15 protein-coding genes and 1 tRNA gene are annotated in these 17,756 nt (G+C 70.5%); 6 read left to right on the forward strand and 10 right to left on the reverse strand.

The window, feature by feature from the left end:
• Positions 1 to 161: 161 nt before the first annotated feature.
• Together QQA12_RS10525 and QQA12_RS10530 are read left to right on the forward strand one after the other, a co-directional pair.
• Positions 162 to 824 carry an energy transducer TonB gene (locus tag QQA12_RS10525; protein WP_226049261.1) on the forward strand — a complete coding sequence of 221 codons (663 nt, stop codon included), beginning with the start codon at positions 162 to 164 and terminating at the stop codon, positions 822 to 824.
• Between the two features lie 242 nt (positions 825 to 1,066).
• Complete coding sequence (locus QQA12_RS10530) at positions 1,067 to 3,841, forward strand: TonB-dependent receptor (protein ID WP_225546752.1); 2,775 nt, start codon at positions 1,067 to 1,069, stop codon at positions 3,839 to 3,841.
• A gap of 114 nt (positions 3,842 to 3,955) precedes the next feature.
• Here QQA12_RS10530 and QQA12_RS10535 read toward each other — a convergent pair.
• The 7 genes from QQA12_RS10535 to leuS form a co-directional block, all read right to left on the reverse strand.
• A tRNA-Asn gene (locus tag QQA12_RS10535) sits at positions 3,956 to 4,032 on the reverse strand.
• A gap of 24 nt (positions 4,033 to 4,056) precedes the next feature.
• Positions 4,057 to 4,527 carry a 23S rRNA (pseudouridine(1915)-N(3))-methyltransferase RlmH gene (gene rlmH, locus QQA12_RS10540; RefSeq protein WP_182334779.1) on the reverse strand — a complete coding sequence of 157 codons (471 nt, stop codon included), beginning with the start codon at positions 4,525 to 4,527 and terminating at the stop codon, positions 4,057 to 4,059.
• A gap of 75 nt (positions 4,528 to 4,602) precedes the next feature.
• Entirely contained in the window at positions 4,603 to 5,019 is a 417-nt protein-coding gene (gene rsfS, locus QQA12_RS10545) for a ribosome silencing factor (protein ID WP_226049262.1), read from the reverse strand.
• A 58-nt stretch (positions 5,020 to 5,077) separates the two neighbouring features.
• Positions 5,078 to 5,773 carry a nicotinate-nucleotide adenylyltransferase gene (gene nadD, locus QQA12_RS10550; protein WP_226049932.1) on the reverse strand — a complete coding sequence of 232 codons (696 nt, stop codon included), beginning with the start codon at positions 5,771 to 5,773 and terminating at the stop codon, positions 5,078 to 5,080.
• A gap of 11 nt (positions 5,774 to 5,784) precedes the next feature.
• Entirely contained in the window at positions 5,785 to 6,828 is a 1,044-nt protein-coding gene (gene holA / locus QQA12_RS10555) for a DNA polymerase III subunit delta (protein WP_054666715.1), read from the reverse strand.
• Positions 6,829 to 6,870: 42 nt separating this feature from the next.
• Positions 6,871 to 7,419 carry an LPS assembly lipoprotein LptE gene (gene lptE, locus QQA12_RS10560; RefSeq protein ID WP_226049263.1) on the reverse strand — a complete coding sequence of 183 codons (549 nt, stop codon included), beginning with the start codon at positions 7,417 to 7,419 and terminating at the stop codon, positions 6,871 to 6,873.
• A gap of 334 nt (positions 7,420 to 7,753) precedes the next feature.
• Entirely contained in the window at positions 7,754 to 10,396 is a 2,643-nt protein-coding gene (gene leuS / locus QQA12_RS10565; protein WP_226049264.1) for a leucine--tRNA ligase, read from the reverse strand.
• Positions 10,397 to 10,614: 218 nt separating this feature from the next.
• On the opposite strand from leuS, the gene QQA12_RS10570 reads away from it, so the two are divergent.
• Positions 10,615 to 11,898, forward strand: a complete 1,284-nt coding sequence (locus QQA12_RS10570) for an amidohydrolase family protein (RefSeq protein ID WP_226049265.1) — start codon at positions 10,615 to 10,617, stop codon at positions 11,896 to 11,898.
• A 36-nt stretch (positions 11,899 to 11,934) separates the two neighbouring features.
• Here the strand turns inward: QQA12_RS10570 and QQA12_RS10575 are convergent, their stop codons facing one another.
• From QQA12_RS10575 to QQA12_RS10585, 3 genes are all read right to left on the reverse strand, one after another.
• Entirely contained in the window at positions 11,935 to 12,531 is a 597-nt protein-coding gene (locus QQA12_RS10575; protein WP_226049266.1) for a DUF998 domain-containing protein, read from the reverse strand.
• Between the two features lie 96 nt (positions 12,532 to 12,627).
• On the reverse strand, positions 12,628 to 12,783 hold the full coding sequence (locus QQA12_RS10580; RefSeq protein ID WP_232522675.1) for a helix-turn-helix transcriptional regulator: 156 nt from the start codon (positions 12,781 to 12,783) through the stop codon (positions 12,628 to 12,630).
• Between the two features lie 53 nt (positions 12,784 to 12,836).
• On the reverse strand, positions 12,837 to 13,265 hold the full coding sequence (locus QQA12_RS10585; RefSeq protein ID WP_226049267.1) for a hypothetical protein: 429 nt from the start codon (positions 13,263 to 13,265) through the stop codon (positions 12,837 to 12,839).
• Between the two features lie 191 nt (positions 13,266 to 13,456).
• Here QQA12_RS10585 and trxA point away from each other — a divergent pair, with 191 nt between their 5' ends.
• From trxA to QQA12_RS10600, 3 genes are all read left to right on the forward strand, one after another.
• Entirely contained in the window at positions 13,457 to 14,314 is an 858-nt protein-coding gene (gene trxA, locus QQA12_RS10590; RefSeq protein WP_226049268.1) for a thioredoxin, read from the forward strand.
• A gap of 155 nt (positions 14,315 to 14,469) precedes the next feature.
• Positions 14,470 to 16,128 carry a FecR domain-containing protein gene (locus tag QQA12_RS10595; protein WP_226049269.1) on the forward strand — a complete coding sequence of 553 codons (1,659 nt, stop codon included), beginning with the start codon at positions 14,470 to 14,472 and terminating at the stop codon, positions 16,126 to 16,128.
• On the forward strand, positions 16,125 to 17,750 hold the full coding sequence (locus QQA12_RS10600) for a CHASE2 domain-containing protein (protein WP_226049270.1): 1,626 nt from the start codon (positions 16,125 to 16,127) through the stop codon (positions 17,748 to 17,750). Before QQA12_RS10595 ends, QQA12_RS10600 begins: the two co-directional genes overlap by 4 nt.
• Positions 17,751 to 17,756: the final 6 nt, after the last annotated feature.

The following is a 17,756-nucleotide window of genomic DNA, read 5'->3' on the forward strand; positions in this document are numbered from 1 at the left end:
TTCCTGTCTGGCGGCTGACCGGGAACTGCGCCCCCGCTTGCCGGATCGTGGATTTGCGGGCGCACTGGGTCCACGCGGGCCGGACCGGTGCACCCCCTGCAACCCCGCCCCGCGTCACCGAGCGTTGTATCCGGCACACGCCCCTTGCATGGAGGTGGTACATGGTCCGCACGCATTCCGGCAGTTCCCCGATCCGTTTCGACACCTCCCGCATCCTCGCCTACAGCACGGCCATCGCCCTGCATGCGCTGGCGGCAGGACTGCTGCTGATCCCGCTGTCGCAGGCCCCCATCCGCAGCGACGCCGTCCGCCAGGAGCCGCGCTGGCAGCTGCCGGAAATCGTCCCCGTGGCGCCGGTGCCGCCACCGGCGGAGGTGCCGGTGGTCAGCCACACCCCGCCGCCGACGCACCACGCCCTGCCGGCACCGGTGGAGAACGCGCCAATGCCGGTCTTCGCCACCGAGGCGGTCATCGCGCCACCGGCCGCGGCCGCCACGCCCACCGATACCGGTCCGGCGGTCGATTCCGTGGCGCCGCCCATGCCACTGGCAGGCGTACAGCTGCGCTACCTGCATGCGCCGGCACCGGCATACCCACGTGACGCGCTGCGCGTGGGCGCGCAGGGAACGGTGACCCTGCGGGTGCTGGTCGACGTCGACGGCTCGCCGCTGGAAGTGCGGGTGGAGCGCAGCAGCGGCAACCGCAGCCTCGACAACGCCGCACGCGCCCAGGTCCTGCGCCAGTGGAAGTTCCAGCCGGCCACCGACAACGGCCGCGCGGTGCAGGCCTATGGCCTGGTGCCGATCGATTTCAAGCTGAATTGAGGCCGGCCAGGCCCGCCGGGAAGCGCAGCTGAACGCTTCCCGGCGGGTCCTGCGTGAAAGCCTGCGCATTAATCCATTTTTCACCTTCGTCTCACCTGGGGAAAACATAGATTCGCGGCCGTCGATGTCCCCGGCCGCCAGTCTTCTGGCGGTCTCCTGCCGCAGTTCCCCTTGGAGAGAAGACTGTGAAACATCCGACCCATCGGCAGCCTGCCTGCCGCCCGAACCGCCTCTGCGCCGGCATTGCCACCAGCCTCGCGCGCCTGTTGCTGGTACCGGCCACGCTGGCCATCGCCGCCCCGGCCGCGCTCGCGCAGAGCGCCCCGGACGAGAAGCCCACCAACCTGGACCGCATCACCGTCACCGGCTCCAACATTCCGCGGGTCACCACCGAAACCGCTTCGCCGGTGCAGGTGATCACCCGCCAGGAAATCGACCGCACCGGCAAGGCCACCATCGCCGAGTACCTGCAGACCCTGACCAGCGATGGCGCCGGTTCCATCCCCAAGAGTTTCGGCACCGGCTTCGCCGGCGGCGGCTCGGGCATCTCGCTGCGCGGCCTCGGTGCGGCCTCGACCCTGGTCCTGCTCAATGGCCGCCGCATGGCGCCCTACGGCCTGGCCGACGACGGCCAGAAGGTGTTCACCGACCTCAGCGTGATCCCGATGGACGCGGTCGAGCGGGTGGAGGTGCTGAAGGATGGCGCCTCGGCCATCTACGGCTCGGACGCCATCGCCGGCGTGGTCAACATCATCCTGCGCTCGGACTTCACCGGCGCCATCGCCAAGGCGTCCTATGGCATGTCCGGCGACAGCGACGGCAACGCGCGCCGCGGCTCGTTGACCGCGGGCATCGGCAGCCTCGCCGAGGATGGCTTCAATGCCTTCATCAGCCTGGACGTCAGCAAGACCGACGGCATCCGCATTTCCGACCGGCGCAACCGCAAGTGGATCGGCAACGGCGACCTCAGCCCCTATGGCTACGACCGCGTCGCCGGTGGCCAGAACTTCCCGCTCAACGGCGCCATCACCGCCGGCGGCACGGTGGCCGGCAATTCGCCGGTGGGCAGCATCCGCGATCCGTTGACCGGGCTCTACCAGTCGCTGCCGGGATGCGCGCAGTTTTCCCGCATCACCCCGGCCGACCCCGGTGGCGGCTGCCTGTGGGAGACCCAGGACTTCCGCAGCCTGAGCCCGAGCGAGGAGTTCGGCAATCTGTTCGCGCGCGGCACCTTCGCGCTGTCCGACAGCTTCGAGCTGTACGGCGAGTTCGGCTACTCGAAGAAGAAGACCGAGTTCTACAACACCCCCAGCGGCGTGTCCGGCTCCTGGGGCTATCCCGGCGGGCCGGTCAACGCCAGCAGCGGCAGTGGCGCCACCGTTCTCGGCGCCGGCCACCCGGACAATCCGCTGGGCGCCAACGCGCGCCTGCGCTACGCCGCCTTCGACGTGGGCCCGCGCATCACCCGCAACACCAACGAGTTCACCCGTTTCCTGGTCGGCATGAAGGGCACCCTCGGTGCGTGGGACATCGACACCGCCTACCTGCACTCGGCCACGCAACTGGTCAACGAGCGCACCGGTTTCCTGCGCTACAGCCACGTTCGCACCGCGCTGTCCGACCCCAACAGCCCGGTCGGCTGGTGGCGCCTGGGGGCCAATGCCGGGCTCAACTCGCAGGCCCTGTACGACTACATTTCGCCCACGATCCGCGCCAACGCCACCACCAGCCTGGACATGATCGACTTCAAGGCCTCGCGCACCCTCACCGACCTGCGCGGCGGCCCGCTGGGGCTGGCCTTCGGCGCCGAGTACCGGCGGCAGAAGGCGCAGCTCGATCCGCAGACCTATACCGATATCGGCGACATCATCGGCCTGGGCTATTCGGCCTACAGGGGCACCCAGAAGGTGACCGACGCCTACGTGGAAATGGTCGCACCGGTACTGCCGTCGCTGGAGCTGTCCGGCGCCTTCCGCGTGGACAAGTACGAAGGCGGCGATACCGCCACCACGCCCAAGCTCGGCGTGAAGTGGACGCCCGCCGAGTGGATCGCGCTGCGCGCTACCTATGCCGAGGGCTTCCGTGCCCCGGGCGCGGCCGAAGCCGGCGATGGCGGGCTGGCGGCGTTCAGCACCGCCCGCGACCCGGTCCGCTGCCCCGGCGGCACCCCGGCGCCGGGCGCGACCGCGGCCGACTGCGCGGTCAACCTGGCCATCATCACCTCGGCCAATCCCAACCTGAAGCCGGAGAAATCCAAGAGCTACACCGCCGGCCTGGTGCTGGACCCGACCTCGACCACCACGCTGACCTTCGATGCCTGGCAGATCAAGCGCACCAACGAGATCAACCAGGGCGACACCGACCAGGCGCTGGCCGCAGGCCGTGGCGTGCGCTCGGACAACGACCTGCCCGGCATTCCCAACAGCGGCAGCCTGCTGGCCGTGAGCGTGGACTACATCAACTCGGCGCAGACCACGGTACGCGGCTTCGACTTCGACATCCGCCAGCGCGTGCCGCTGGGCAACTACGGCAGGCTGGTGGCGGACCTGCAGTGGACCCGCATCAACTCGTTCAAGCGCGATGATGGCGCCGGCGCCGTGTACGAATACGCCGGCACCCACGGCAACTGCGACGTCACCAACTGCATCGGCACGCCCAAGGACCGCGTCAACCTCGGCCTGACCTGGGACATGGACCGTTTCAGCGTCAGCGCCATCGCCAACTACATCGGCAGCATCGACAACGTCGCGTTCAAGGGCGACAGCTGCGCCAACCACTTCACCGATGGCAGCGATGCCCCGGACGGCTGCAAGCTGCCCTCGTTCTACAGCATCGACCTGTCCGGGCGCTGGCGCGTCACCGATGCCTTCGAGGTGTTCGGCTCGGTGCAGAACCTGACCGACCGCATCGCCCCGCTCGACCCGCTGACCTATGGCGCGGTGAACTACAACCCGCTGCACTACAGCGGCGCCATCGGCCGTTACTACACGCTGGGCGCGAAGTACACGTTCAACTGATCGGCCACGGATCGCCGACCGCGCAGGCCCGGGCTCCCCGGGCCTGCGCATTGCCGGCCGGCGCCGGGCCCACAACGAAAAAGGCCTGCATCGCGCGATGCAGGCCTTCGAATCTGGCGCCCGAAGTTGGACTCGAACCAACGACCCCCTGATTAACAGTCAAGTGCTCTAACCGGCTGAGCTATTCGGGCGGGGACGCGCATTCTATACGCATGTCAGGCGCGATGGTAGGGGTGATTGGCCAGCATCGCCGCGGCACGGTACAGCTGCTCGGCCACGACCAGCCGCACCAACATGTGCGGCAGGGTCAGCGGGCCGATCGACCATTTCTCGTCGGCGATCGCCGACACCTCCGGCGAATGCCCTTCCGGGCCACCGATCAGGAACGCCAGGTCGCGCCCCTGCGCGCGCCAGTGCTCGAGCCGCTGCGCGAGCTGTTCGGAACTGAGCTGGCGCCCGGGTACGTCCAGCGCCACCACGTATGGATTCTTCGGCAGCGCCGCCAGCACGCGCCTGCCCTCGTCGTCGATGGCGCGCTTCGGGTCGCGCCCCTTGCCACGCAGGCCCGGCTCGATCTCCACCAGCTCCAGCGGCAACCAGTGCGACAGGCGCTTCTGGTATTCGGCGAATCCCTGCGCCACCCATGACGGTGCGCGTTCGCCGGTGGCGATCAGTCTGGCTTTCATGGCGCGGCTCCCGGCACGGCGTCGAAACGAAGACGGCGCCCTGCGGCGCCGTCGCGTGGCATGTCGCCGGGCAGATCAGCCGGCTTCCTGCTGCTCCCCGTCGGCGGACGACGGCGGCTGGTCGCCCACCGTCCACAGGCGCTCGAGCGCGTAGAACTCGCGCACGCGCGGCAGCATCACGTGCACGATCACGTCGCCCAGGTCCACCAGCACCCATTCGGCCTCGCGCTCGCCTTCCACGCCCAGCGGCATCACCCCCAGGTCCTTGGCGAACCGCACCACTTCGTCGCCGATCGACTTGACGTGGCGCGTCGAGGTGCCCGAAGCGATGACCAGGTAATCCGCCACGCTGGACTTGCCACGGACGTCGATCTCCACGGTGTCCTTGGCCTTGAGTTCTTCCAGTGCCGCATGCACGGATGCCAGCAGGGCGGGAACGGACGGCGGCGGATTGGGCAACTGGGTCTTGATGACTTGGGCTTCGGTGGTCAAAGCGGCAGAACTCGATGAATGAAGCGACGATTATAGAGAACCCGGCCGCGCCCGGCATTCACGCCGTGGCGCAGCCATACAGGCCATGGGCGCCGATGTAGCCGGCAACGGCATCGGGCACCAGCCCGCGCCAGTGGCCGCCGCTGGCGATCAGCCGGCGCACGGCGGTCGCGGATTCGGCCTGCAACGGCTGGCGCAGGCGCCAGACCCGGCCGCCCGGGCGCTCGCGCAGGCGCGCGGCATCGTCCGCCCAGGCATCGCGCAGCCGTGCGGCCAGCGCGGCGGGCAACTGCCCGTCCAGCGCATTGCCGGGGCGTTCGGCGACGACGATATGCGCCAGGTCCAGCAGGTGCTCCCATTCATGCCAGGTCGGCAGGCCCAGCAGGCTGTCCGCACCCATCAGCAGCGCCACCGGAGCCGTGGCGCCGGTTTCGGCGCGCAGTTCCCGCAGGGTGTCCACGGTCCACGACGGTACCCCGGGCTGGCGGGCGGCGCGACGCAGTTCGCGGGTGTCGACCCACAGGCCGTCCTCGCCGGCGACCGCCAGTTCCAGCATGCGCGTGCGCTGGGCGGCATCGGCGCCCGGCGGCGGCCGGTGCGGCGGATCGGCGGCCGGCATCAGCCGCACCGGGGCATGCAGCTCGTCACGGGCGCAGCGGGCAATGGCCAGGTGGCCGTTGTGGACCGGGTCGAAGGTGCCGCCGTAGACCAGCACCAGGTCGCCACCGGGCCGATCCGGGCGCGGCCCCGGCATGGGCGCCACGCTCAGCGCGTCCCGCGCGCCAGCAGGCGCACCGCCTGCGCCTCGGCCACCGCCAGCAGCAGGCGCTCCAGCGCCAGCCACGGATCGCCATCGGCACGGCCCTTGGCCATGCGGTCGACCTGGCCGGCCTCGGCCACGAAACGTTCCCAGCGCTGTGCCGCCGGATGTCGCTGCAGCGCGCGCTTGAACGGCGCCTGCCGCGACTCCCAGATGCCGCGCGCCTTCATTTCACCGGCGAGATTGCCGCCACCGGCCTGCACCCGCGCCAGTCCGGCGGTGAGCAGCAGCTCGCGGATCAGGATCGGGGTCAGCGCGGCCACCGCCTCGCCCTCGGCGCGCAGCCCGGCGAGCATCCGCACCACCGCCTGCGGCTGCCCGGAGAACGCGGCCTCGACCAGCCGGAACACGTCGTAGCGCGCGGCATCGGCGACCAGCGCCTCCATCTTCGCCACGTCCAGCGTCTGCCCCTCGGCCAGCAGCGCCAGCTTGTCGATTTCCTGCGCGGCGGCCAGCAGGTTGCCCTCCACGCGCTCGCTCAGGCGTTGTACCGCGGCCGGTTCGGCTCGCAGCCCCCTGGAGCGCAGGCGACGCTCGATCCAGTCGCCCAGTTCGTGCGGCTTGATCGCCCAAGCCACCGACAGCACGCCGGCGCGCGCCACCGCATCGGCCCATTTGCCATGGTGCGACTTGCTCCACTCGCCGGCGGTGATCAGCAGCACCACGTCGGCCGGCGGCTGCGCGCAGAACGCGCTGATCACCTCCGCGCCCTCCTTGCCCGGCTTGCCGCCGGGCAGCCGCAGCTCCACCAGCCGCCGCGCACTGAACAGGCTGGGCGCGTTGAAACTGGACGCCAGTTGCCCCCAGTCGAAATCGCGCCCGTCGGCATCGAATACCTCACGCTCGCCGATGCCCTCGGCACGCGCCTTCGCGCGCACCGCATCGGCCGCTTCCAGCACACGCAGCAGTTCCGGCCCGGCGATCAGGTAGACCGGCGCCAGCGGCTGGGCACCGGCCTGGCTGGCAAGCTGCTCGGGACGCAGTTCCATCGCTCAGCGCCCGCGCGCCGGCGCCGCCAGAATCGGCATCGCTCAGCCGTCCTTGCCGGGGGCGGAGGGAGCGGCGTTGCGTTCCTTCTCCATCTGCGCACGCGTCACACTGTCGATCCGGCGCAGGATCGAGGCGGACATCTCCCGGCGCAGTTCGTCGGCAAGGATCTCGCGTTCGGTGGTGGTGCCGGTGGCGTCGGTCGGCTCGGACACGTAGTCGCGCGACAGTTCGATCACCTGCTCGGGCACCAGCACGCTGCCGTCGGGATGCCGGAATACGAACACCACCGCGTAGCGCATGCTGTATTCCTGCGTGCGGCCCTGCGCATCGATGGCGATCGGCAGGTCGCCCCAGCGCTCGGAGCGGATCTGCAGCCGGGCCGCGCCCTTGCCAGGCTCGTCCTCGCCGACGACGATCGCGCCGGACGCATGCAGCCCGCGCCCAAGCAGCTTGACCAATTCGCTGTAGCGCACCGTGGACTCGACCTTCACCGCCGGGGTGTCGTCCGGCAGGGTGAGCTTGTTGCGCAGGTGGAAGCCGCAACCGGTCAGGCTCACGGCAAGGACGAGGGCGGTCAGGTATCGGGTCATGGGCACAGTCTGGCGGAGCCGGCCGGGGGCGGCAACAGAAAACCGCCGCATCATCGCCCATCGGGCGTGAGCGGGGATGAAACCGGGGATCGCAGGTCAAGCTGTCCCGGAGCGGACGCCGTTGCGTGCGAAGACAGGACAGAACCGGAGCATGCGCACGTGCTGCCGGGAAAGCACTTGCGGAAAAGCTGCTCTCCACTTCCATGCCCCCCGGTCGGGGGGCTATCCGCGCGGCGCGGATGGGGGTCGCCGCAATGGAGCGCAGGCCGCACCGGATGACGAAGGCGCAGCCGCGCGCCCGGATGGCGAACCATCAGGACGCGCCGCAGGCGGATCACCCCGCCACGATGTTGACGATCTTGCCCGGCACGATGATGACCTTGCGCACGGTCAGGCCTTCCAGGAACTTGGCCGCGTTGGGCTCGTCCTTCGCCGCGGCCTCGATCAGCTCGCGGCTGGCGTCGGCGGCAACGTCGATCGTGCCGCGCAGCTTGCCGTTGACCTGCACCGCCAGGGTCAGCGCATCCTTGACCAGCGCGCCGGCATCGACCTGCGGGAACGGCTGGTCTTCCAGCAGGGTCTCGCCGTGGCCCAGCGCCTGCCACATGGCATGGCAGGCGTGCGGGGTGATCGGGTTGAGCAGCAGCACCGCCGCCTGCAGGGCTTCCTGGCGCACCGCACGGCCCTGGGCGCTGGCATCGTCGAACTTGGCCAGCACGTTCAGCAGCTCCATCACCGCGGCGATGGCGGTGTTGAAGGCGTGGCGGCGGCCATAGTCGTCGCCGACCTTGCCGATGGTCTCGTGGGTCTTGCGGCGGATCGCCTTCTGCCCGGCGTCCAGCGCGGCGACGTCCAGCGCCGGCGCGCTGCCGTCGGCGGCATGCCGGTGCACCATGGTCCACAGCCGGCGCAGGAAGCGCGCCATGCCGTCAACGCCGGCCTCGTTCCACTCCAGCGACTGCTCGGGCGGCGCGGCGAACATCGAGAACAGGCGCACGGTGTCGGCGCCGTACTTGGCCACCATCGCCTGCGGATCGACGCCGTTGTTCTTGGACTTGGACATCTTCTCGGTGCCGCCGATCACCACCGGCTGGCCGTCGCTGCGCAGGGTGGCGCCGGTGATGCGGCCGCGCTCGTCGCGCACCACGTCCACGTCGGCCGGGTTGAACCAGTCCCTGGAGCCATCGGCGTTGAGCCGGTAGAAGGTATCGGCGATCACCATGCCCTGGCACAGCAGGTTGCGTGCCGGCTCGTTGCTGTCGACCATGCGCGCGTCGCGCAGCAGCTTGTGGAAGAAGCGGAAGTACATCAGGTGCAGGATCGCGTGCTCGATGCCGCCGATGTACTGGTCGACCGGCAGCCAGTAATTGCCGCGCTTGTCCACCGCCTCGCGCGCACCCGGCGAGGTGTAGCGGGCGTAGTACCAGCTCGACTCCATGAAGGTGTCGAAGGTGTCGGTCTCGCGCTCGGCGGCGGCGCCGCATTCCGGGCAGGTGCACTTGCGCCATTCCGGGTCGGCCTTGATCGGCGAACCGGTACCGGTGAACTGCACGTTCTCCGGCAGCACCACCGGCAACTGGTCTTCCGGCACCGGCACCGCGCCGCACGTGTCGCAGTAGATCACCGGGATCGGGCAGCCCCAGTAGCGCTGGCGGCTCACGCCCCAGTCGCGCAGGCGGTAGTTCACGCGGCGCTGGCCCTGGGCCTTGCGTTCGAAGCGCTCGGCCAGCGCCTCGAAGGCACCCTGGAAATCCAGCCCGTCGAACTCGGCCGAATTGACCAGTTCGGTCTCGCGGGTCTTGTCGCCGTACCAGTCCTGCCAGCGGTCCGGGTCGTAGCTGCGCTCGTCGTCGTTCTTCGGGTGCTTGAGCGCGATGACCTGCTTCTTCGGCAGGCCGTACTTGCCGGCGAACTCGAAATCGCGCTGGTCATGGCCGGGCACGGCCATCACCGCGCCGGTGCCGTAGCCCATCAGCACGAAGTTGGCGACCCAGATCGGCACCTGCTCGCCGCTGACCGGGTGCACCGCCTTCAGGCCGGTGTCCATGCCACGCTTTTCCTGGGTTTCCAGCTCGGCCTCGGAGACGCCGCCCTGCTTCAGCTCGGCCAGCATCGCCGCCAGCGCCGGGTTGTTCCTGGCCGCGTGCACCGCCAGCGGGTGTTCGCCGGCGATAGAGACGAAGCTCACGCCCATCACCGTGTCCGGGCGGGTGGTGAACACGCGCAGCGGATCCAGCACGCTGCCGTCCACGTCGCGCACGTCGAACTGGATCTCCAGGCCTTCGGAACGGCCGATCCAGTTGCGCTGCATGGTCTTGACCGATTCCGGCCAGCCGTCCAGCTCGTCCAGGCCGTCCAGCAGCTCCTGGGCGTAGTCGGTGATGCGCAGGAACCACTGCGGGATCTCGCGCTTTTCCACCAGCGCGCCCGAGCGCCAGCCGCGGCCGTCAATGACCTGCTCGTTGGCCAGCACGGTCTGGTCCACCGGGTCCCAGTTCACCACCGCGTTGCGGCGATAGGCCAGGCCCTTGCGCATCAGCCGGGTGAACATGCGCTGCTCGTGCACGTAGTAATCCGGCGTGCAGGTGGCGAACTCGCGCGACCAGTCGATGGCGTAGCCCAGCGACTTGAGCTGGCCGCGCATGTGGTCGATGTTGGCGTAGGTCCACTTGGCCGGCGCGGTGTTGTTCTTGATCGCCGCGTTCTCGGCCGGCAGGCCGAAGGCGTCCCAGCCCATCGGCTGCAGCACGTTGTGCCCGGTCATGCGCTTGTAGCGGCTGATGACGTCGCCGATGGTGTAGTTGCGCACGTGGCCCATGTGCAGCGCGCCGGACGGATACGGCAGCATCGACAGGCAGTAGTACTTGGGCTTGTCCGAGGTTTCGTCGACCTCGAACGCGCGGGTGGTTTCCCAGTACTTCTGGGCAGCGGTTTCGACCTGCTGGGGATCGTAGATGTTGGTTTCGACGCTGGACATGAAAGCGTTGGGGCTGCGGCAAAGCGGGACAGCGTACCGCAGTGCACCAGAGTGCTCCAATCCGGCACACCCCGCCTCCCCCGGGAAAAACCCGTTCCCTGCAATATCAATCGCTTGCACGTTGCCGCCGGGCACCGCCCACGGCAGCCCCGGGCGCCACACCGGTTTCCCGCGCCGGCCCGCTATGCTGCCGCCTCCACCCCAGGGGAAAGACACCGATGCCGATCCGCCGCCGCTTCGCCTCCCTCCTGCTGCTGGCCTGCGCACCGGCCTGGGCCGAACCCGTCGCCGTGCAGTGCGGGCGCCTGTTCGACGCACGCAGCGGCCAGCTCAAGGGACCGCACACGCTGCTCGTGGCCGATGGCCGCATCCGCCAGGTGCTGCCCGGCACCGGTGCCGATGCCGCGGGTGCGCGGGTGGTCGACCTGGGCGACAAGGTCTGCCTGCCGGGCTGGACCGACCTGCACGTGCACCTGGGCAGCCAGTCCAGTCCGCAGAGCTATTCCGAGGACTTCCGCCTGGACCCGGTGGACCATGCCTTCCGCGCGGTCGGCTATGCCGAGAAAACCCTGATGGCCGGCTTCACCAGCGTGCGCGACCTCGGCGGCGAGGTCAGCCCGCACCTGCGCGATGCGATCAACCAGGGGCTGGTGAGGGGCCCGCGGATCTTCGCCGCGGGCAAGTCCATCGCCACCACCGGCGGCCACGCCGATCCGACCAACGGCTGGAACGAGCGGCTCGCGCACCTGGTCGGCGCGCCCGGCCCCACCGAAGGCGTGGTCAATTCTGTGGACGAGGCGCGGCAGGCGGTGCGGCAGCGCTACAAGGAAGGCAGCGACCTGATCAAGATCACCGCCACCGGCGGCGTGCTCAGCTACGCGCGCTCCGGCGACGCACCGCAGTTCACCGTGGACGAGATCAAGGCCGTGGTCGATACCGCGCGCGACTATGGCTTCCGCGTGGCCGCGCATGCCCACGGCACCGAGGGCATGAAGCGCGCGGTGCAGGCCGGGGTCACCAGCATCGAGCACGGCACCTACATGGACGACGAGGTCATGCGGCTGATGAAGCAGCACGGCACCTGGTACGTGCCGACCTTCTACGCCGGGCGCTTCGTCACCGAGAAGGCGGCCATCGACGGTTACTTCCCCGAAGTCGTCCGGCCCAAGGCCGCGCGCATCGGCGCGCTGATCAGCCAGACCGCGGCCAAGGCCTACCGCAACGGCGTCAGGATCGCGTTCGGCACCGACCAGGGCGTGGGCCCGCACGGCGACAACGCGCGCGAATTCGTCTACATGGTCGAAGCCGGCATCCCCGCCGCGTACGCGTTGCAGGCCGCCACCGTGCATGCCGCGCAGGTACTGGGCGTGGACGACCAGGGCGTGCTGGAGCCCGGCAAGCGCGCCGACGTGATCGCCCTGGCCGGCAACCCGCTGGAGGACATCAACGCGGTGCTGGACGTGCGCTTCGTGATGAAGGACGGGGTGATCTACAAGCAGTGACGACGGCGCCCGGCCGCAGGGAAGCGCCGCGCGTCCTCAGCGCGGCGCCAGCCGTGCCAGCAGCGCCAGCCACAGCGCCCAGCCCAGGAACGCCAGCCGCTGCGCCATCGCCACCGGCATCACGCTGCCGAACACGAACGCGCTGCACAGCATCCACACCGCGCAGGCCACCGCCAGGGTGGCGACCGGCCGCCACGCCGCATCGCGCGCGGCGCCCACGCGCAGCATCGCCGCGCCGCCACAGAACGCCACCAGCCACAGCAGCCAGACGCTGGCGTGGGCCTGGCTGGCGCGGTTCTCGATGTCCTGCGCGTCCAGCGGGAACACGCCCATGGCGGCGAACGCCAGCCCGGCCAGCAGCAGCATCTGCCCGGCCACCCGCAGCGGCCGCGAGGCCGTGGCCGGCATGCGCAGCACCAGCCCGAGCGCGGCCAGCGCCGCCAGCAGCCCGGGCAGCACGAAGCCCAGCGCATTGAAGGAGCCGGCACCGGGAACCCCGGTGGCCCCCAGCAGCGAAACCGGATGGCGCATCTGGTCATAGAACGGCAGCCGCGCGCCGAACACCGCCAGCGCCACCAGCCATATCGCCACCGACGCCGGTCCGGCCCAGCGCGCCATCTGTTTCCACACCATCGACATCCGATCCCTTGCACGCCGGCGCGGGCGGCGCCAGCCGATGGCGGCGATTGTGAAGGTTGCCGCGGCGGTACGCACGCCGGAGCGGCCGGCTCAGCCCTGCCAGCGGAACACATCCTCCACGCCGACGCCGAATGCGCGGGCGATGCGGAACGCCAGTTCCAGCGACGGCGCATAGCGCCCCGCCTCCAGCGCGATGATGGTCTGCCGGGTCACGCCGCAGGCGTCCGCCAGTGCCTGCTGGGTCATTGCGCCGTGTTCCAGGCGCAGCCGGCGGATGTCGTTGCCGACGGGCGTGCCGCTCACCGGCGGTCGTGCCGGTAACGCCAGAGCATGACCGCGGCGTGCACGCTGAGCGAGAGGCAGACCAGCCAGACGAGGAAACTCCCCATCCAGGCACCGCCGCGTGCCGCGACGAAATCCGCCTGGTCCTCGGCCAGTACCGAAACCACGACCAGCATCAGCGCCAGCGCGGCATAGCCGGCCCGCGCACCATGCGCCTGGATCGCCCGGTCGCGTTCGTCGGCCACGACCTTCTCGTCGCGGCGCAGGAACAGGAACGCGCCGACCAGCAACAGCCACCACGCGGGAGCCAGGACATCCGCCTGCCCGCCGCCGCCGGCGAGCAGCCAGCGCCCCAGCAGGACCGACGCCAGGCCGGCACTGGCCAGCAGCAGCCAGGCCAGCGTCTGCTGCCGGTTCATCGCCGAAAACACGTCCCGTGTGCGCATGCGCGTCCTCCTTGTCCGATCGCCCCCGGGATCGCCCCGCGTGGCCGCCCGTGCCGGCAACGCCGATGACGCCCCGGATGTAATGCAAACGTTACATCCGCCCGGAGTGATGTCCAGTATTTTTTACATCGACTTGCATCCGCGGGCTCTGCCACCATCTTCGGCGAGACCTTTCCACTACGAGCGCCGCGATGTCCGACCTGCCCCACGTTTTCGACGCCACCACCGAGACCTTCGAAACCGACGTCCTGCAGAAGTCGCTGCAGACCCCGGTGCTGGTGGATTTCTGGGCGACCTGGTGCGGCCCGTGCAAGACGCTCGGGCCGATCCTGGAGAAGCTGGCCGGCGAGTACCACGGCGCGTTCGAGCTGGCCAAGGTGGACGTGGACAAGGAGCAGCAGATCGCCGCCGCGTTCCAGATCCGCTCGGTGCCGACCGTGTTCCTGGTCAAGGACGGGCAGATCGTGGACGGCTTCCCCGGCGCGCTGCCGGAAGGCCAGCTGCGCGAGTTCCTGGCCCAGCACGGCATCGCCCCGGCCGAAGAACCGGCCGCCATCGAGGACGAACCCGCCCCGCTGGACCCGCTGTCGCAGGTTGCCGCGCTGCGCGAAGCCATCGCCGCCGAGCCGGACAAGGCCGAGCTCAAGCTGGACCTGGCGCTGGCGCTGATCCGCACCGGCGACGTCGCCGAGGCCGGGCAGCTGCTCGACGCCCTGCCCGCCAACCTGGCCACTGATGACCGCGCCATCCGCGCACGCGCACGCCTGGATTTCCATGCCGCGGTAGCCGACGCGCCGCCGGCCGACGCCCTGGCCGCCCGTGTCCAGGCCGATGGCAACGACCTGGAAGCCCGCCACCTGCTGGGCATCCGCCAGCTGCTGGGCGGCAACGACGAGGCGGCGCTGGAGCAGTTCCTGGAAATGCTGCGGATCGACCGCAACTACGCCGAGGGCACGCCACGCAAGGCGCTGATCGACGCATTCCGGGTGGTCGAGGACGACGACCTCGTCGGCCGCTACCGCCGGCGGATGTCGTCGCTCCTGTTCTGACCCGTCACTACTCGTTCATGCAGGTGAAGTAAGCCCTGCCGGATAATGCGCCGTTCATTGTGGTGATGACGCGCGGCAGTCCCTGCCGTGCCACATGGGGAGTGGGGGCGCACGATGCAGGGCGCCGGTTCCCGCGACGGAAGGACCGATTGCCGATGATGTTGTTCAACCGGGGGGCGCTGCGCCTGACCGTTCTGCTGCAGATCGCGCTGGCGACGCTGCCGCTGTCGTGCTCGGCCGCGGCCAGCGCCCAGGACTGGAGCTACCGCGTACGCCCCGGCGACACCCTGTGGGACCTGGGCACGCGCTATCTCAAGCCCACCGTGTCCTGGGAAGAGCTGCAGAACCACAACGCGGTCGCCAACCCCTACCGGCTGCCGCCGGGCCAGGTGCTGCGCTTTCCCATCGCCTGGCTGCGGGTCGAGCCAGCGCCGGCACGCGTGGTGGCCGTGCGCGGCCAGGTCGACGTCAGTGCCGGCGGCGAGCCGGCCGCCGCGGTCCGCGAAGGCATGCGCCTGCCGATCGGCAGCCACATCCGCACCGGTGCCGACGCCAGCATCACCCTGGCCTTCGCCGACGACTCGCGCCTGTTGCTGCGCGAAAACTCGGAACTGCGCCTGGACCAGCTCAGCAGCTATGGCGCCACCGGCATGGTGGATACCCGGCTGCGCCTGCAGCGCGGCCGCAGCGGCAGCCGGGTGACCCCGGCACAGGGGCCGGCGTCGCGCTACATGATCACCGCCCCCACCGCCACCAGCAGCGTGCGCGGCACCGTGTTCCGGGTCAGCGCCGGGCAGGACGGCGACCCGGCCGTCACCGAAGTGGTCGAAGGCCGGGTGCAGGTCGGCAACCGCCACGGCCAGCGGATGGTCGATCCCGGCCAGGCCAGCCTCAGCGCGTCGGCCACGCGGGCACCGGCACCGGCCCAGCCGCTGCCGGCCGCACCGGTGATCGATGCGGCGCGGCTGCGGCTCGAACCGCTGCCGCTGCTGGCGGCCTGGCAGCCGGTGCCGCAGGCGCGCGGCTACCGCGTGGAGGTGGTGCGTGCCGATGCGCCGGAAATCCTGCTGTTCGCGCGCGACACCCCCGATTCCAGCATCCGTATCGACGACCTGCCTCCCGGCCAGCTGCGGCTGCTGGTGCGCGCGGTCACCGCCGAGGGTGTCGAGGGCCATGACAGCGCCCACGACTTCCAGGTGCCCGACGGCCTGCCGCCGCCGCTGACCACCGCCCCGGTGCATGGCCAGACCCTGGCCCAGGCGCAGCCGCGTTTTGCCTGGGCGCAGGTGCCTGGCGCCAGCGGCAGCGTGCTGCAGATCGCGCAGGACACGGATTTCCGCCAGCCGCTGGTCGAGCGTCGCACCGATGCCACCCGCCTGCGCTCGCCGGTCGCGCTCGCCCCCGGCGACTACTACTGGCGGGTCGCGTCGGTGGACGCGCAGGGCCGCAACGGCCGCTTCGGGCAGGCCCTGCCGCTGCGCATCAGCGATGCCCCGCCGGAGTCCGGCCTGCAGCCGGCGCAGGCCGGCAAGGGCCAGCTGACCCTGCGCTGGCAGGCAGGCGCCGAAGGCCAGCGCTATCGCGTGCAGGTGGACCGCCGCGGCGATTTCAGCGCCCCCCTGCTCGACCGCGAAACCAGCGCGCCCGAGGTGGTGATGAAACAGCCGTGGCGCGGCGGCACCCTGCATGTGCGCGTCCAGTACATCGACGACGACGGCTACGCAGCCCCGTTCTCGACCGCCCAGCAGATCCGGCTGCCCTGCAAGCTCTGCTATGGCGCCGGCGCCGGCGCGCTGCTGCTGTTGGCCCTGTGAAGCTGTTCCTGATGCCCTGGCCGTGGCGGCTGCTGCTGGCCGTCGCCCTGGGCGCGCTGGCCGGTTGGGCCAGCCAGGCACACCTGTTCTGGCAGCAGGACGAGCACGTCTATGACCGGCTGGTGGGCGGCTGGGATTACCCGCCCGACGACCGCCTGGCGCTGGTCGCCATCGACGAGCGCAGCCTGCAGCAGCTGGGGCAGTGGCCGTGGCCGCGCGGCATCCATGCGCGGCTGCTCGACCGCCTGCGCGAAGCCGGCGTGCGCCGGGTCGCGCTGGACCTGATGTTCCCCGAGCCCGACCGCAAGGATGGCAGCCAGGACGCGCAGCTGGCCGCGGCGATCAAGCGCAGCGGCAACGTCGTGCTGCCGGTACTGGCGGCCGCGGCCAGCGACGAAGCCGTGCCCGAGGAACTGCTGCCGGTGCCGGTGCTGGCCGCGGTGGCCGATGGCCTGGCACACACCGACATCGAGGTCGATGGCGACGGCGTGGCCCGCGGCCTGTACCTGAAGGCCGGCGTGGGCTCGGCCTACTGGCCGGCGCTGGGGCTGGCGCTGAGCGGTGTCAGCGGCCCGATACCGGGGCTGGTCGATCCGGCCGCGGAGACGGTCTCGCCCTATCAATGGCGACGCGACAACTACGTGCGGCTGCGTTACGCCGGGCCGCCGGGGACCTTCCCGCAGGTGTCCTACATCGACGTGCTCGAAGGCCGCCTGCCGCCCGGGCTGCTGCGCGACCGGCTGGTGATCGTCGGCATGACCGCCAGCGGCATCGCCCCGCGCATGCTCACGCCCACTTCGCGCGAATACTGGATGAGCGGTACCGAATACCAGGCCAACGTCGCCTCGATGCTGCTCGGCGGGCACGTGATCCTGCCGCTGCGCCCGCCCGTGCAGTTGGCCGCGGTGTTCGTGCTGGTGGCGCTGTGCGCGCTGGGCATGACCCAGCGGCGGCTGTCGCCGTGGCTGGTCGCGGTACTGTCGCTGGTCCTTCCGCTGCTGCTCAGCGCGGTGCTGCTGCGCGGTTTCAACCTGTGGTTCGCGCCGGCCGCGGCCATCGGCGGCGCGCTGCTGATGCTGCTGGGCTGGGGCCTGTGGCAGCTGCGCTACTGGCGCCGCCAGGCCAACCGCGACCCGCTTACCGGCCTGGCCAACCGCATGCGCTTCGAAGAAGCGCTGCAGCTGGAGTACGAGGCGGCCCGGCGCGGTGGCCGGCCGCTGAGCCTGGCCCTGATCGACCTGGACAACTTCAAGCATTACAACGACACCTTCGGCCACCACGTCGGCGACCTGGTGCTGCAGCAGACCGCCAGGATGATCGGCGAACTGGCGCGGCGGCCGCGTGACCTTGCCGCGCGCTTCGGCGGCGACGAGTTCGCGCTGATCCTGCCGGACACCGGCAGCGAGGGCGCGGTCCAGCTGGTCGAGGCGCTCGTCGCCCGGGTCCGCCAGGCCGGTGTCGCGGTCGGCAAGGGGCGCCAGGCCAGGATCAGCGTCACGGTCGGCCTGGCGACCATCGTCCCCGACGTCGATGGCCTGCCGGCACAGCTGTTCCGCGATGCCGACGCCTCGCTGTACCAGGCCAAGGCCGCCGGCAGGGACGGGTACCGGGTGGCCGACTGAGGCGCC

It is taken from the genome of Stenotrophomonas sp. 17(2023), from assembly GCF_030345315.1.
GTDB lineage: Bacteria > Pseudomonadota > Gammaproteobacteria > Xanthomonadales > Xanthomonadaceae > Stenotrophomonas > Stenotrophomonas acidaminiphila.